Here is a 16,241-nt window from a genome sequence, read left to right on the forward strand (position 1 = left end):
AATCAGTTACAGCGAGGAAAATTAAAAGCTAACGCAGCTCCGCTGGAATGGCAAAAACAATATTCTCTTCCCGGCCCGGGTGCTCGGTCACCGTTCGACCGCCCCAGCTTTGCAGTTTGGTTACCACTTGTTGTACTAATACCTCAGGGGCAGATGCGCCAGCCGTCACCGCGACCCGCTCCATCCCATCCAGCCAGCTTTGCTGAATGTCATCTGCAGTATCAATCAGATAAGCTTTGGCGCCCATTTTCTCAGCCAGCTCACGCAAGCGATTGGAGTTGCTGCTATTTTTAGCACCAACCACCAACAGCAATTCAGCTTTTCCTGCCAGTTCCCGTACCGCATCCTGACGATTCTGAGTGGCGTAACAGATATCGTCTTTGCGTGGGCCTTCAATGTCAGGAAAACGCTGACGCAAGGCTTCAATCACATCAGCGGTATCATCTACCGATAGCGTGGTTTGGCTACTAAAGCACAGCTGCTGCGGATTTTTTACCTGCAACTGTTGCACATCCTCGACCGACTCCACCAGGTAAATACCACCGGCCGTATTGTCGTACTGACCCATAGTGCCTTCCACTTCCGGATGGCCGGCATGGCCAATAAGAATGCACTCAATGCCTTTGCGGCTGGCCCGGGTTACTTCCATATGCACCTTTGTCACCAGTGGACAAGTGGCATCAAAGACTTTCAACCCACGCTCTTTGGCTTGCTGACGCACCGCTTGCGACACACCATGGGCACTGAAAATCACAATCTGGCCATCCGGCACTTCGTCCAACTCATCGACAAAGACAGCGCCGCTGCGACGCAAACCATCGACCACAAACTTGTTGTGCACCACTTCATGACGGACATAAATCGGATGCTCATACAGCTCCAACGCACGCTCAACAATACTGATGGCACGATCGACCCCAGCACAAAAACCACGCGGGTTGGCCAGTAAAATATCCATTACTGTACCTCCAGAATTTCCAGTTGGAAGGTTAGGGTTTGCCCTGCCAGCGGATGGTTAAAATCGACCGTCACCGACTGACCAGCGACCTCACGAATCAGGCCTGGCAGCTCGGAGCCATCCGGCATGGTAAAACCAATAATCATCCCTACTTCGGCCGGACTGTCACTGTTGAACTTGCTGCGATCCAGATAATAAATATTATCCGGATTCGGTTGGCCATAGGCATCTTCAGGTGCCAGCGTGAAAGTGAGCTTATCACCGGCACTTTTTCCCAGCAGCTGCGCCTCAAAAGCAGGCGAAACACTGCCATCGCCAATACGTATCCTGGCAGGCTTGTTATGTACCCGGGTGCTTTCAGCAGCACTGCCATCAGATAATTTAATATCGACATGAAAAATCACCGCACTGTCGGCACTGACTGGCTGTTTAACGGGGTTTGGCGTCGTCATGGCCTTGCTCCTGATTGCTGAAACTGTCCCATATTAATAAAGCTGCGCCAATCACGATGGCCGAGTCGGCAATGTTAAAGGCTGGGTAATGCCAGTTCTGATAATACAGATGAAAAAAGTCGATCACATAACCATGCCACAAGCGGTCAATCAAATTACCAATGGCCCCGCCGATAATCAGACACAAGCCAATGCTTAATTTAGTTGCCTTAGGACTTAGCCGTTTGAGCCACACACTAAGCACCGCAATAATTACCACTGCGACCACAGTAAAAAACCAGCGCTGCCAGCCACCGGCATCGCTTAAAAACGAAAAAGCTGCCCCGGGGTTACGCACATAGGTCAGATTAAAAAACGGCAACAGCTGGATCGAATCGTACAACGCCATGCTGTGGTGCACCCACTGCTTGGTTACTTGATCCAGCACCAACACCAGCAGTGCCAGCCACCAGAATACCCAACCGGTTTGTTGAAACAACCGCATCAGGCAAACTCCCGCTGTTCGCCGGCTCCGCTGACGTTATCAACACAACGCAGGCAAATGGTCGGATGCGCGGCATCCGCCCCCACATCATGACGATAATGCCAGCAGCGCTCGCATTTCACTGCACTGCTGGCCTGTACCAGCACCTTTAAACCTGCGATATCTGTGGCTTCGGCTTCGGCCGGTGCCGCTTCGCTGCTGACCGTAGCGGTACTGGTGATTAACACGAAGCGCAACTCATCCTGCAACTGTTGCAACTGGGCGGCTAATTCAGCAGTCGCAAATAAAGTCACTTCTGCTTGCAGCGATGCACCAATCTTTTCCTGCTTACGGGCTTTTTCCAGCACCCGGTTCACTTCATCCCGTACCAACAACAGTTGTTGCCAGAAAGCATCGTCAAAACGACCGGCAGGGACTTGTGCTAAGCCTGAATACCAGACATCCATCAGCACATAAGGCTCTGGCTGAGCCGGCAGTTGCTGCCAGATTTCCTGCGCCGTGAAGCTCATAATAGGCGCCATCCAGCGTACCAGTGCCTGCACAATGTGGTACATCGCCGTTTGGCAGGAGCGTCTGGCCTGGCTATCGGCTTTGGCTGTGTACTGACGATCTTTAATCACATCCAGATAAAAACTGCCCAGTTCAATGGTACAGAAATTCATCAGCTTCTGACTGACCTGATGGAACTGGTAATTGTCGTAAGCCTCAATGATTTCCGCTTGTAGCTGAGCCGCCCGGCTTACCATCCACAAATCCAGCTCAACCAGCTCATTAAACGGCAACTGATCGGTGGCAGGATCAAACCCATTCAGGTTGGCCAGTAAGAAACGGGCGGTATTGCGGATCCGGCGGTATTTATCGGCCGCCCGGTTCAGGATTTCATCCGATACCGTCATTTCCGAGGTGTAATCGGTGGTCGCCACCCAAAGCCGTAGGATATCTGCACCCAGCTTGTTCATTACCTGCTGCGGTGACACCACATTGCCAAGCGATTTGGACATTTTCCGGCCCTGGGCATCGACGGTAAAACCATGGGTCAGCACTTGTTTGTATGGCGCATGGTTTTTAATACCAACGCCGGTCATCAAGGACGACATAAACCAGCCCCGGTGTTGATCGGAACCTTCCAGGTACAAATCAGCCTGGGTTGCGCCCTGAAACTCGGCTCTGGCATCGACCACACAGGCATGGGTCACGCCCGAGTCAAACCAGACATCCAATGTATCTTTCACTTTGACATAGCGGCTGGCATCTTCGGCACTCAGCAGTTCCTCCGGCTCTAAATCGAACCAGGCCTGAATGCCCTGCTGCTCCACTTTTTCTGCCACCTGCTCCATCAGTGCTGGGGTATTCGGATGCAAGGCCCCGGTGTCTTTATCAACAAAGAGTGCAATAGGCACACCCCAGGTACGCTGACGCGAAATACACCAGTCTGGCCGCCCGGCCACCATTTTCTCAATACGGCTTTGGCCCCAGTCGGGTACCCATTGGGTGTTGGCAATTTGCTGCAACGAGGTGGCTCGTAAGCCTTGTTGCTCCATGCTGATAAACCACTGCGGAGTAGCACGGAAAATTATCGGTGTTTTGTGGCGCCAGCAATGCGGGTAACTGTGCTGGTAGGCTTTATGTACCAATAGAGCCTGGCGCTCTTTGAGCGCTTCGACCACCGAATCGTTGGCTTTAAAGACATGTTGACCGGCAAAAAGCGGCGTATCCGGTAAATAGACGCCATTGGCACCCACAGGGTTCGCGACTTCCAAACCATATTTTTGGCCGACCACGAAGTCTTCCTGACCGTGGCCTGGTGCGGTATGGACACAACCGGTCCCCGAGTCAGTGGTCACGTGCTCACCCAAAATCACCGGCACTTCAAAATCGTACAGCGGATGCTTTAATGCCACCAACTCCAGTTGCTTGCCTTTGCAAAAGCCAAGCGCATGGTAATGCTCAATGCCAGCGCGCGCCATCACATCCGTCACCAGATCGGTCGCAACGATTAAGCGCTCCGGGCCATGCTCGCCCTGCTCCACCTGGATCAGGCTGTAATCCAGATCTGCATGTACAGCAACAGCCCGGTTGGCCGGGATGGTCCAGGGAGTCGTGGTCCAGATCACCACTGAAACCGGGCCTTGGCCGCGGTGATCTTCAGGGTGATCAAAGCGATCCACCACGGCTTCGTCTACCAGCTTAAAGCGCACATCAATAGCAGGGGAGGTTTTGTCCTGATACTCAACTTCAGCTTCAGCCAATGCTGAGCCACAATCGGTACACCAGTGCACCGGTTTAAAGCCTTGCTGCAAATGGCCATTGTCGATGATTTTGCTCAGTGACCGGATAATATTGGCTTCAAAATCATAATCCATGGTCCGGTAGGGATTGTCCCAGTCGGCCAACACGCCCAGGCGGACAAAGTCGACTTTCTGCGCTTCAATTTGCGACGCAGCATACTCGCGGCATTTTTGCCGGAACTCGGCATCGCTTAGCTTCACCCCCGGTTTGCCGTATTTTTTTTCTACTACCAACTCAATTGGCAGGCCATGACAATCCCAACCGGGAATATAGGGCGCATCAAAATCCGACAGGGTTTTAGCCTTGATGATCATGTCTTTCAGAATTTTATTAACGGCATGACCAATATGAATGTTGCCGTTAGCATAGGGCGGACCATCGTGCAAAATAAACTGTGGCTTGCCCTGTTTGGCGGCACGAATTTGCTGGTAGAGCCCATCTCGTTGCCACTCAGCCAGCATGGCTGGCTCACGCTGCGCCAAATTACCGCGCATAGCAAACTCGGTTTCAGGCAGGTTCAGGGTATGCTTGTAGTCACTCATCCGTTATTCGTCCGTCATCGTTATTGATTGGCTTCAACCTGCTCAGAGGCTGACGACTGAAAATAGGCGCGGGCCGCTTCCGCGTCCCGCTGAATTTGTTGCTGCAGTGCTGCAACACTGGCAAAGCTCTGCTCGTTACGCAGTTTCTGCCGTAACAAAACTTCAATTTGGCTACCGTACAAATCACCTTTAAAATCAAAAAGGTGAGCTTCCAGCTGCTCAGTTTTACCCGATACTGTTGGTCGTGAACCTATGTTGGCCACACCCCGATAGCACCCGAAATCTGTGATGGCCTCTATCGCATAGACACCATGCACCGGCAGCTTTTTTCGATACAACCAGACGTTGGCGGTAGGGAAACCCAACTGCCGCCCCAGCTGTCGGCCATGACGAACCTTCCCCATTAATGAAAACGGTCGTCCCAGCATGGCTTCTGCTAATAACAAGTCGTCAACCGCCAGTGCCTGACGGATGGCTGTGCTACTAATGCGTTGCGTCTGCTGTTTCAGGCTAGCGGTTGGGGTCAGGCCAAACTGGAAGCGCGCCGCTTCCTGTTGCAACAGTGCGTAATTACCGGCACGGTTCTTTCCAAAACAAAAATCATCGCCGACGATCAAATGCTGTACGCCTAACTGTTGCAACAACAATTGCTCGACAAAATAATCAGGCGCCAAATCAGCAAAGCGCCGGTTAAAATTAACGCAGAGCAACCGGTCAATACCAAGCCTGGCAAGGCCAAGGTATTTCTCCCGCAGACGGCTCAGCCTGGCTGGTGCCTGGTCGGGTGCAAATAACTCCAGTGGTTGAGGCTCAAAGACCATCACGCAGGATGGCAGTTGACGCTGCCTCGCCACTTGCATCAATTGAGCCAGCACGGCCTGATGGCCTAAATGCACCCCATCAAAATTACCAATGGTCAGCACACAGCCACGATGTTCCGCCTTGATGTTATGTAAACCGCGAATAAACTCCATGCCTGCCTTAACACCACTCTAAGCCGCACCCAAGTGCAATCAGCAGGCGATTATACCTGCTAATGCGAGGCTTTTCATCCTGTATGACGTTGTCGACGGATATGACCTGGCCTGCCACCAAACGCAAACAACAAGCCAAAGTATGTGACAGCACCAAGCATACAGCCAAGCAGCAGCTGACTTAGTTGCCAGCCCATACTTTGCTGATACCAATAGGTCATTTCCGGCAACCACCACCAAAGCACCGCGGCCATCCCCAGACTGGCCAGCAACACCCGGCACAGAAACCCTACACTGTAGGTAGAAACCCGATAAACATCTATAGCTTTCAGGCCACGATAAAGTAAGAAAGCATTCAAACTGGCCGATAGTGCCGTGGCAAGTGCCAGACCAACATAACTAAGAAATGGTGCCAATAGTAAATTCAGTCCCATATTGGACACCATCGCAATAATGCCAATACGCACCGGTGTTTTCATATCCTGACGGGCATAATAAGCCGGAGCCAAGACTTTGATCAGCATAAAACTAAATAAACCACAGGCGTAGGCAAATAAACTGTACGACACCCGGTCTACATCCAAGGCACTGAACTCACCGCGCATAAAGAGCACAGCAATGATGGGTTTGCCAAGAACCATCAAAGCTGCCATTGCCGGCAAACCAAACAGGGCAATAAAGCGCACTGCCCAGTCCAGGGTCGCACGAAACTCATTCTGGCTGGCTTTGGCATGCATACGCGATAAAGTGGGCAGGATCACTGTTGCAATAGCAATACCGAACAAGCCCAGCGGAAACTCCAGCAACCGATCGGAGTAATACAGCCAACTGACTGCACCTGTCAGTAAAAAAGAAGCGATCACTGTATCCAGTAAAAGATTGATTTGGCTGACGGATACCCCAAACATTGCAGGGAGCATTAAAGTCCGTATTTTTACAACGCCAGGATCATGCCAGCCCCAACGTGGCCGCACCAACAGACCTGCGCGAGCCAGAAAAGGCAGTTGGAACAACAACTGCAACAAACCACCAAAAAACACCCCCCACGCCAAAGCCAGAGCTGGTTCATCAAAATGATCGGCAACAAAAACCGCAGCAACAATGATGGCAATATTTAAAAATACCGGGGTAAAAGCGGCAACGGCAAATTTGTTGTAGGTATTGAGAATGGCACCGGAAAGGGCCACCAGGCTGACAAAGAATAAGTAAGGGAAAGTTATTTTAAGCATCAGGCTGGCCAACTCAAAGCGCTCTGCATCCGGCCCACCTTGCAGCCACTCAATAAACCACCCCATACCAAACAACATAGCTACCAAAGGCGATGCCAAAACACCAAACAAGGTAACCAGAGTCACCACAACGCCCAAAGTACCAGCGGCTTTGGCTATCAGTGCCCGCACCGCATCATCGCCGTGCTTTTCTTTAACTTCACTGAGTACAGGTACAAAAGCCTGGGCAAAAGCGCCCTCAGCAAACAAGCGGCGTAAAAAGTTGGGAATTCGGTTGGCAAAGAAAAAGGCATCAGCAGCAGCCCCTGCCCCAACAAAAGCTGCAATCACCACATCGCGCAGCAAACCCAGCACACGGGAAATCAGCGTCATGCTGCTAACAATAATGCCTGATTTTAATAACTTTTCAGCCACCGGCTATCCTCTGTTTCAGGGGTTTATAATCGCTGCCGGCTATTTTCACCTGTAGCTACCCGCAAATACCAGTACTAAATTCAGTAACTGCTGCAGTTTAGTTGCAATAACCCCAGCGAAGCACTGATAAACCATTTGACAAGCGCTGGTAAAGTAGGCATATTATGCGGCCTTTAAAGAGTCCGGTTTATCTAGTTTTAGGAGTGTTACCTTGGCTAACATCAAGTCTGCTAAGAAGCGCGCAATTCAGTCTGAAAAACGCCGTAAGCATAATGCCAGCCAGCGTTCAATGATGCGTACTTTTATCAAAAAAACCTATGCGGCTGTGCTGGTAAGTGATGCCACCGCTGCTCAGGATGCGTTTAAGAAAATGGTGCCAGTTTTGGATCGTATGGCAGACAAAGGTCTGATCCATAAGAACAAAGCAGCTCGCCATAAGTCGCGCCTGAATGCCCATATCAAGGGTTTGTCTGCTGCTTAATTGTGCCAGACACAAAAAACCGGCTTTATAGCCGGTTTTTTTGTATCTGTAAATCTGTATCGCCTGCTGGTTATCAGGCGCAATAAAGATCGTGCAGCACTTTCATTACGGCTTTTACCTCATCGCTTTCAATGCGGTAAAATACGGTTTGTGCTTCTTTGCGGGTTTTGACCAACTGATGACGTCGTAACAGAGCGAGATGCTGCGATAAGGCCGATTGGCTAAGCTCTAAGCGCTCATTCATCTCACCGACAGACATTTCCCCTTCCAGCAAATAACAGAGAATAAGCAAACGGCGCTCGTTGGAGATTGCCTTTAAGAGTTTGGCTGCCTTGGCAGAGTTTTTACGCATTTCTTGTAGGTTCATATTCTTTTACACCTAAATGTCTAGACGGCTTATTATCACCTGTCGACAGAAAATTCACAAGTGATTCGCCCGACGCTTTACATAAAAGGCCATAGTATGCATAAAAAATACGATAAGTGTAAATTTTTAATTTAGATAAGATTGCACAAGATGCATTATGCGCTTGGCAGAAAATGGCTTTACCACGAAAGCATGGGCACCAGCTGCGATACTGGCCCGTAAATTATCAACACTGGAAAATGCCGATATCATCACAATCTGACTGCTTTGATTGATGGATTTAAACTGACGCAGTAGCTCTTTGCCATTAATATCAGGCAGCTGTATGTCCATAAAGATCAGCTGAGGCTGCAACTGGTGGTACAGTGATGTGGCTTCAGCACCATCAGCTGCTTCCACTACATCAGAAACGCCAACGGCAAACAAAATTTGTTTTAAGTAGCTACGAACAGCAGCTACATCATCCACAATCAACACACGCAACATTGATTTTGTCATTTGCCAGCATTCCTTTCCATCCTGAACACAAAAACCTGCGTGCCCAATACCACTCCATGTCAGTACATACTAACAAAAACAAACCATAGGGCCAAGCCATCCTGCAGCATTTAATATTCAGGCGAACCGTGGTGGCTTTTGATGATGACGTTGCAAGCCACGTAATAACCATAGCTGGTGACCAACCACCAGAAAAATAACCATTGAAGGATAGAAATAGGGGTCGCTGGTCCAAGCAAACAGCAGCAGTGCCGTACTGATGTAAAGAAAAGGCAGCAGCTCATACAGCCAAAAAGGAAGCATACCAGCTGATACGGTCGCAGTATCCAAATCACGCCGACGGTGCTCGGAGCGCAGCACCCAGACCAAGCCTCCGGTCATCAACAGCAGTATGCCTGACAAAGTGGTAAGCACAGCAACACCTGGCAGCAACGCTATGATCACGGCACCAGAAAACACATAAACATAAGGCAACAACTCATAGAGTTTATTCGGTACCATCCGCCACCTCAGTGACTACAAAACAACCTTAAGCATAGCTCGCCTTAGAAATATTACCAGCCATGCCACTTGCCCCCAAGCTCAAACCAAACCATTAGAAAAACTAAGTTGAATCATACAAAATTACTCAGTTGATGCAATTGTATTCTGCTCAGATAATGCGCGCCATTCGCATAGCTTTTTCAGGGGGAACTAATGGAAGCAGCCGTATACGATGTCATTAGCTGGGTTGGTCTGGCTATCTGCATTGGTGCCTTTTTTATTAAAGATGTGTTCTGGCTCCGGTTAGCCACTTTAATTGGCTGTGCGCTGATGTTTATTTACTACTTATTTATCGCTATCCCACAAGGTGTGATCTCAAATTTACTGGTGCTGCTGATCAATGCTTATTACCTCGGTTTGTTCGCCTGGCAACGCCACAAAACCAACCAGCTTTTGGCCGCTGAGCCTGATGTTGAAACGGTCGTGACCACTGAGCCAACGCCGACAGTGAATAGCCCGGCCAGTTCAGCTGCAGCGACAGCCGCATGACGTCAGCTACCGAACAGCGTATAATTAGCCTATCAGTAACTGGATGATCAGGTTGAGCTGTGTCGACAGATGAATTGAATGATTTTCTGAAAGAAATGGCCGATGTCCGGCCTTTACAGCATAATGAAATGGCGCCTGAGGCTGGAGAGTTCCAACCTACGCTGGCGCAACTGGCTCGGCGTGAAGCTGCAGAGCAAGACATGGAGTTTGATCCCAATTACCTCAGCATGGAGTATGTGGATCTGCTTAAACCGGACGATTTGATTGCCTACAAAAAAGATGGTGTGCAGGAAGGTGTCTACCGCAACCTGCGCCTTGGTAAATATCAGTTGGATGCTACTCTGAACTTACTGGGGAAAAATTTACAACTCGCCCGCAAACAATTATTCGATTTTATCCAGGATTGCCATCAACGCGGTATTCGGACGTTACTGATCCATCATGGGATAGGCCGCAACAGCAAGCCCCATCCAGCCATTTTAAAAAGTTATTGTGCCAAATGGCTCAGCCAAATCCCGGAAGTGCTGGCCTGCCACACGGCACAACGCCATCATGGTGGTTATGCCGCCAGCTATGTGCTGTTGCAAAAGAACCAACAGCAAAAGCGTGACAACAGAGAGCGCCACAGCAAACGAGTTTAACCAATTGAATTAAAAGGAAAACCCCGAAAAATCGGGGTTTTTTGATCATCCTTAACCATCCATTCCTGGCTTCAAAAAAGGAAGCTACAGGCTTCGGCTTTTGTCAAAAATGCTGATAGTGCCATCAGGCAAACAACTATGACAATTGCGGTAAAGCCAAAACCACGACTGGACGCTTTACTCATAAAAATTACCTCAGCGCTTAATTTTTTATTGTTGTGAGCAAGTTAGCTTAACTGGTTAAGCTGCCAACTAGTGTAGACAACTTGTAGTTTATTTACAACAAGTGTGTATTTATACAGTGCTTTTCACAATCAATACTCTTTGTCACTATCGACCTGATGCAACAATGGCGTGCCAGCCTGACTACGACGGTAATTTTCAACAATTTGATTGACGGCAGTGTCTATATTCGTCACAGCAGAAATATGCGGAGTAACGGTGACTTTAGGGTGCGACCAGAAAGGGTGCGCAGCAGGCAAAGGCTCCTGACTGAATACATCCAGACAAGCAGCCTGTAACTGTTCACTGTCAAGCGCGGCTAACAAAGCACGATCATCGACAATAGCTCCGCGAGCAACATTGATCAGAATAGCCCCTTTTTTGAATAGGGCGAACTGCTGCTCATTCAGCAAGGCTTCGGTCAACGAAGTCAGTGGCAATAAACAGATCACCAGATCCGCAGCGGCAACAGCTGCCGGAAAACCATCCGTTCCAGCAAAGCACTGCACACCAGCTAATTGCTTTAAGCTTCTGGACCAGCCAGTTACGCTGAACCCTTCGTCAACAAAATGAGCAGCAACCGCCTGTCCTAGCTCCCCTAAGCCAAGCACACAAATGTGGTTGATCGGACGAGGTCCCCGCGGTCGCCATTGCGCCAGCTGCTGCTGACGGGCAAATTGATCCAGCCGGAGCTGATAGCTACGAAGCACAGCGTCCAAATAACGGATCATTGCCATCGCCAGCTTTGGATCCACAATACGACTTAGCGGTAAAGCTGGCAAATGTGGATCACGCAAAATGGAGTCCACACCCGCCCCATAGCTTTGAATCGCTTTTAAGGCAGGAAACTGCTGCAAGCTTCCGGCAGGTTGTTTCCACACCACGGCAAACTCAACCTGCTCTGGCTGGTTAATGTTCGGCCATTGCTCAATGACGACCTCAGGTAAGTGTTGCTGAAGGGCTGCAACCAAACGGCTCAAATCCCGGTCCGGGATCACCAAAGCTATCGACATATAAAGCTCACTGTCATAAAAGTTTCAGGGCATTGTCACCCGACTGACGCAATGCATCGGCAAGCTGACCACATCGTTAAGATACCATGGTGCCTACCGATGCTGAACTGCCGAACCTTGTTTTTATCCGATATTCATTTGGGCTGTAAAAACTGTCAGGCAGGCTATCTGCTGAATTTCCTGAAACATTGTCAGGTCGACAAAATCTACCTGCTGGGGGATATTGTCGATTTATGGGCCATGCAGCGCCAGGTGTTCTGGAAAGTTCAGCAAAACCAGGTGGTACGGCAACTGCTGAAAATGGCAGAGCAAGGCACTGAGATTATTTATGTGCCTGGCAATCACGACGAAGCTTTTCGGCTCTACGCCGGTAAGAACTTCGGCGCCATTCAGGTGCAATTACGCAGCCAGCATATTACCCACTCAGGTCAGCGTTTGTTGCTGCTGCACGGCGATGAATTTGACAAGCATGTGCAACTGGCGCATTGGCATCGCCGGCTGGGCGATCATCTGTACGATTTATTGCTGTTCCTAAACCGCTGGAATCAACGCTTTCGCCGCACCTTAGGCCAGCCCTATTTCAGCTTGTCAGCCTACATTAAAAGCAAAGTCCCCGGCGCTCGTCAGGCCATAGCCCGCTACCGGGATGCCGCCGTGCAACGTGCCAAGCGCGGTGGTTACGATGGTATTGTCTGCGGCCATATTCATCACCCGGAAATTACCCTGCAAGATGGAATTCTCTACTGCAACGATGGTGACTGGATTGATAGTTGTACGGCTTTGGTGGAAACCAGAGATGGCAGCCTGGCGCTTTATCATTGCGCTGAGACTTGCCAACAGTTGTCCGTCTGGCCAAAGCCAGTCAAGGCAAATATGACCACCTTATCCAAAGTCGCCTGAGGTCACAGAAAGGTCATAAAATCGCCATCAAACTGCCATACCGCTGCGTTAGCCTGAGACAGCCAAACCGGTTGGGAGCAGTTCCATGTTGAATGTTGAGCAGATGCTGCAACAACAAGCACCACAGCTTGATCACAAGCCACGATTGAAAAAAATCACCACCTGGCTACTCCGCCAACTACTGCATGAAAAGGATTTCATGCAGTTTGCAAAGACCTATCCCCATCTGCAAGGGCTGGATTTTGTCGAGCAAGTGCTGGAGTATTTTCAGTTTCAAACCACAGTGCGTGAGCAAGAGCTGGAGCGGATCCCAAGCGATGGTCGGGTAGTCATCATTGCCAATCATCCGATTGGTTCGCTGGATGGGCTGGCACTGATCAAACTGATCAGCGAAATCCGACCCGATGTAAAAATTGTCGCCAACCAAATGCTGATGACCTTGCCTCCCTTGCACTCCTTACTATTTCCAGTTGATGCCATGCAAGGTCAAACCCGCCGTGAGCTGCTGGATAACATCGCACAGCATTTGCAGCAAGAAGGCGCCTTGATTATTTTTCCAGCCGGTGAGGTATCCCGGCTAAAGCCCAATGGTATTCGCGATGGTCGCTGGCACCATGGCTTTCTTCGCTTTGCAACCCAGGCCAAGGCACCGGTACTGCCGATTCATCTGCAAGGGCGCAATTCCTGGCAGTTTTATCTGGCTTCCATGTTGTACAAACCACTGGCTACCATGCTGCTGGTCCGTGAAATGTTTCGCCAACGCCAGAAGCAGTTGCAAATTCGTATCGGTGAACTGATCCCGTTTGAAAGCTTCTCCAGCCTGGCGCTGGAGCCTCAAGCCAGAGCAAAGTTATTTAAAAAGCACTTGTATCGGATTGGCACCGACAAAGCCCCGCTGTTTAAAACCCAAAGCGGCATTGCCTTGCCAGAAGATCGTAAAGTGTTGAAAAAGGCGGTGGAAGCGTGCCAGCTATTGGGCGAAACCGCCGATAACAAGCAAATCTATTTGTATCAGCATCAGGGCAGCTCCCCCATATTGCGTGAAATTGGTCGTTTGCGTGAAGTGGCTTTTCGGGCTGTTGGTGAAGGCAGTGGCAAGCGGCGCGATATCGATCCCTTCGATAGCTGGTATCAGCATTTAATTCTGTGGGATCCAAAAGAGCTGGATATCGTTGGCAGCTATCGTTTTGCCGATACAGCTGCAGTTATTGCCAAGCATGGGCAGTCTGGCTTGTACTGCGACGCCCTGTTTCGCTTTTCCAGCGGCATGCAGCCCTATCTGGCAGCAGGTCTTGAGCTGGGCCGAAGCTTTGTGCAGCCCAAGTACTGGGGCAAGCGCAGCCTGGATTATCTCTGGTATGGCATCGGCGCCTACCTGAAACAGCGGCCGGATATTCGCTACCTCTATGGTGCCGTTAGTTTATCCAACAGCTACCCGCAGGCCGCGCGCGATCTGATGGTGTACTTTTACAATCTTTATTTTCAACACCCGGCGTCCCCTGCAGTATCGCGCCATCCTTATGTACTGAATGAACAACTGCTGCCAGAGTTGCGCCAACAGTTTTGTGGTAACGATTATGCCGCTGATTTTAGTCAACTGAAGCATTTACTGGCCAATATGGGACTCAACATCCCCACCCTGTACAAACAATACAGCGAGATCTGTGACGCCGGTGGTGCTTACTTTTTAAGTTTCGGCCTGGATCCGGATTTTTCCGACTGCATGGATGGTCTGGTGCTGGTCGATATCACGAAAATTAAAGCCCATAAGAAACAACGCTATATGGGGTGATGGCGGCCAGTTCACTGGCAGAGTGCGCCAATTCAGGTTAAGTTAAGCTTGTACCGTCTATAAATTAGTCAAATGCGTGACTCTTTCACGCTGCACTGATCGCTTGCCGTGGTCAATTCCCGCTGGCAATGGCGAGTACAGGAGGACACCCATGTCTGACTTAGTCCATACCTTTAAACGGTGGCTACCGCTGGCACTTTGTGCTTTGCTGTTAAGTCTGCCAGCCAGCGCTCAGGATGAGTCCTTTGAGCAGGCGCAACTGGATCAGGTGCTGGCACCGATAGCTCTGTATCCGGACAGCATCCTCAGCCATGTGCTGATTGCCTCTACCTACCCGCTGGAAGTGGTACAGGCCGCCCGCTGGGTTGCGCAGCATCCGGAACTGGATGCAGAAACCGCCTTGCAGCAAGTCGAGCAGCAACCCTGGGATCCCAGTGTCAAAGCGCTGGTGGCATTTCCGGATTTGTTGGAGCGCATGAGCGACGATCTGGATTGGCTGGAGCAATTAGGCGAAGCTTTTTTAACCGATGAAACCTGGGTGATGCAGAGCATACAGCAGCTGCGTGAACGCGCCTACGCCCATGGCGCCTTTGAGGAAGTCGAACACATTGTGGTGCAACGTGAGCAGGATGTGATCATTATCGAGCCGCGTCAGCGTGAAGTGGTCTATGTCCCCTATTACAACACCCGGGTGGTGTATGGGGATTGGTGGTGGCCGCATCATCAGCCTTACTACTGGCATTATCCAGGCGCTTACTATACCCACAGTGCTTTCTATTGGGGGCCTTATTACCGGGTCACGCCACGCTTTTACTTCAGCGGTTTTCACTGGCACCATCGCCATGTGATCGTGAACCATCATCATTTTTATCATCCACCACGCTATTACCCGACCCGGGTGGTGCATGTGCACCATGGCAAGCGCTGGCAACACAATCCGGTGCATCGCCGTGGTGTGGTCTATCGTCGTGAAGCCCTGAGCCGTCAGTACGACCCTCGCCCCAGAAGCTATACCCGGGAAGAACGTGGTCCGGCCCGCGAGTGGCGCCGCCCGCGTGCACAACCGAGTGGTGATTACAACACCAGTTACCGTCAGCATGAGCGAAGTGCTCTAAGAGCAGAGCGGGGGCAACGCCAGGAGTACAATCGCTCAGCTCGTACTGAACAGCGTACTAACCTGCGGGCAGATGCAGTATCACCTCGTCATGACAGCAATCTGCAGCAACGCAGGGAACAGCTGCAGCAGCGCCAGCAAACGACTACGGAGCGTTCCGCTCACCTGAACCAACGACAGCAACAGCTCACTGAGCGACAAGTGCGCCGTCAGAACACAGACAGTGCTGCGGCCACTCCAGCTCGTGAACAGCGGCAGCGCTCTGCAGAATATCGGGGCACGCGTGAGGTTCAGCAAAACAACGCCCTACCAAGCCGTCAGCCTACCCTGCAGCAACCCGCTCAGGTAAGCACCCCTGCTGTCCGGCCTCACCGTCAAATAGAACAACGTACTCTGCCACAACCGGAGCCCATCCGCCAAAGCACTCAACCACAGCAAAGAACACCTCGCCCGGAGACGATTCGCAGCCAGAGTCCGGCTCAGTCACAGCCCAGTGCACCAAGCCGGATACAGTCGCAGCCAACTACGCCTAATCGGGCTCACAGCACAGCCCCAGCACAACGGCCGCACCGGGTTGATCGCTCAGCCAGCCCACGGCCGCAAGCTGCTGAGCGCAGCAGCCGTAGTAGCGAGCGTCGGCAACGACAGCTGGATTGAGCTCAATTTACAGTGCCAGTACAGCCTGGCACTGTAAACTTTCCCGTCAGTTGTTCGTAAATTTTTATAGAGCTATTTCAATAACTTATCCCTTTATCATAACTTTATCATTTGACAACGCTGTCATTTGGTAAATAGTTAGTTCGGACATGCCACTCAACGTCATTTGCAACAAGGGAGCC

16 protein-coding genes are annotated in these 16,241 nt (G+C 50.7%); 6 read left to right on the forward strand and 10 right to left on the reverse strand.

What is annotated here, in order from left to right:
• Positions 1–28: 28 nt before the first annotated feature.
• The 6 genes from ispH to murJ form a co-directional block, all read right to left on the reverse strand.
• Complete coding sequence (ispH, locus tag ABC502_RS02590) at positions 29–958, reverse strand: 4-hydroxy-3-methylbut-2-enyl diphosphate reductase (RefSeq protein ID WP_330087990.1); 930 nt, start codon at positions 956–958, stop codon at positions 29–31.
• A complete protein-coding gene (fkpB, locus tag ABC502_RS02595) occupies positions 958–1,410 on the reverse strand; it encodes an FKBP-type peptidyl-prolyl cis-trans isomerase (protein ID WP_330087991.1) in 453 nt (150 codons plus the stop codon). Before fkpB ends, ispH begins: the two co-directional genes overlap by 1 nt.
• Positions 1,388–1,897: a signal peptidase II gene (gene lspA, locus ABC502_RS02600; protein WP_345915128.1), complete on the reverse strand. Its 510-nt coding sequence runs from the start codon at positions 1,895–1,897 to the stop codon at positions 1,388–1,390. Before lspA ends, fkpB begins: the two co-directional genes overlap by 23 nt.
• Positions 1,894–4,725 carry an isoleucine--tRNA ligase gene (ileS, locus tag ABC502_RS02605; protein WP_345914788.1) on the reverse strand — a complete coding sequence of 944 codons (2,832 nt, stop codon included), beginning with the start codon at positions 4,723–4,725 and terminating at the stop codon, positions 1,894–1,896. Before ileS ends, lspA begins: the two co-directional genes overlap by 4 nt.
• A gap of 20 nt (positions 4,726–4,745) precedes the next feature.
• Positions 4,746–5,699 (reverse strand): bifunctional riboflavin kinase/FAD synthetase, encoded by a 954-nt coding sequence (gene ribF, locus ABC502_RS02610; protein ID WP_330087993.1) that lies wholly within the window; start codon positions 5,697–5,699, stop codon positions 4,746–4,748.
• Between the two features lie 74 nt (positions 5,700–5,773).
• Positions 5,774–7,342 (reverse strand): murein biosynthesis integral membrane protein MurJ, encoded by a 1,569-nt coding sequence (gene murJ / locus ABC502_RS02615; RefSeq protein WP_345914789.1) that lies wholly within the window; start codon positions 7,340–7,342, stop codon positions 5,774–5,776.
• A 211-nt stretch (positions 7,343–7,553) separates the two neighbouring features.
• Here murJ and rpsT point away from each other — a divergent pair, with 211 nt between their 5' ends.
• Entirely contained in the window at positions 7,554–7,823 is a 270-nt protein-coding gene (gene rpsT, locus ABC502_RS02620; protein WP_091344958.1) for a 30S ribosomal protein S20, read from the forward strand.
• A 73-nt stretch (positions 7,824–7,896) separates the two neighbouring features.
• Here the strand turns inward: rpsT and ABC502_RS02625 are convergent, their stop codons facing one another.
• The 3 genes from ABC502_RS02625 to ABC502_RS02635 all read right to left on the reverse strand — a co-directional run bounded on the left by ABC502_RS02625 (position 7,897) and on the right by ABC502_RS02635 (position 9,189).
• Positions 7,897–8,190, reverse strand: coding sequence for a metalloregulator ArsR/SmtB family transcription factor (locus ABC502_RS02625; protein ID WP_330087995.1), 294 nt, complete (start codon positions 8,188–8,190; stop codon positions 7,897–7,899).
• 126 nt (positions 8,191–8,316) lie between these two features.
• Positions 8,317–8,688 (reverse strand): response regulator, encoded by a 372-nt coding sequence (locus tag ABC502_RS02630; protein WP_330087996.1) that lies wholly within the window; start codon positions 8,686–8,688, stop codon positions 8,317–8,319.
• Positions 8,689–8,805: 117 nt separating this feature from the next.
• Positions 8,806–9,189: a hypothetical protein gene (locus ABC502_RS02635; protein WP_330087997.1), complete on the reverse strand. Its 384-nt coding sequence runs from the start codon at positions 9,187–9,189 to the stop codon at positions 8,806–8,808.
• 195 nt (positions 9,190–9,384) lie between these two features.
• Here ABC502_RS02635 and ABC502_RS02640 point away from each other — a divergent pair, with 195 nt between their 5' ends.
• Positions 9,385–9,720, forward strand: a complete 336-nt coding sequence (locus ABC502_RS02640) for a hypothetical protein (RefSeq protein WP_330087998.1) — start codon at positions 9,385–9,387, stop codon at positions 9,718–9,720.
• A gap of 59 nt (positions 9,721–9,779) precedes the next feature.
• Positions 9,780–10,361, forward strand: a complete 582-nt coding sequence (gene smrA, locus ABC502_RS02645; RefSeq protein ID WP_345914790.1) for a DNA endonuclease SmrA — start codon at positions 9,780–9,782, stop codon at positions 10,359–10,361.
• A 314-nt stretch (positions 10,362–10,675) separates the two neighbouring features.
• On the opposite strand, the gene ABC502_RS02650 is transcribed toward smrA, so the two are convergent.
• A complete protein-coding gene (locus tag ABC502_RS02650) occupies positions 10,676–11,596 on the reverse strand; it encodes a glyoxylate/hydroxypyruvate reductase A (protein WP_330088000.1) in 921 nt (306 codons plus the stop codon).
• Positions 11,597–11,695: 99 nt separating this feature from the next.
• Here ABC502_RS02650 and ABC502_RS02655 point away from each other — a divergent pair, with 99 nt between their 5' ends.
• From ABC502_RS02655 to ABC502_RS02665, 3 genes are all read left to right on the forward strand, one after another.
• On the forward strand, positions 11,696–12,496 hold the full coding sequence (locus ABC502_RS02655) for a UDP-2,3-diacylglucosamine diphosphatase (protein WP_330088001.1): 801 nt from the start codon (positions 11,696–11,698) through the stop codon (positions 12,494–12,496).
• An 85-nt stretch (positions 12,497–12,581) separates the two neighbouring features.
• Positions 12,582–14,288, forward strand: a complete 1,707-nt coding sequence (locus ABC502_RS02660; RefSeq protein ID WP_345914791.1) for a lysophospholipid acyltransferase family protein — start codon at positions 12,582–12,584, stop codon at positions 14,286–14,288.
• Between the two features lie 151 nt (positions 14,289–14,439).
• Positions 14,440–16,059 carry a DUF3300 domain-containing protein gene (locus ABC502_RS02665; RefSeq protein WP_345914792.1) on the forward strand — a complete coding sequence of 540 codons (1,620 nt, stop codon included), beginning with the start codon at positions 14,440–14,442 and terminating at the stop codon, positions 16,057–16,059.
• Positions 16,060–16,241 lie beyond the last annotated feature (182 nt).

Origin of the sequence: Alkalimonas sp. NCh-2 (genome assembly GCF_039631345.1) — a bacterium.
Classification (GTDB): domain Bacteria; phylum Pseudomonadota; class Gammaproteobacteria; order Enterobacterales; family Alteromonadaceae; genus Alkalimonas; species Alkalimonas mucilaginosa.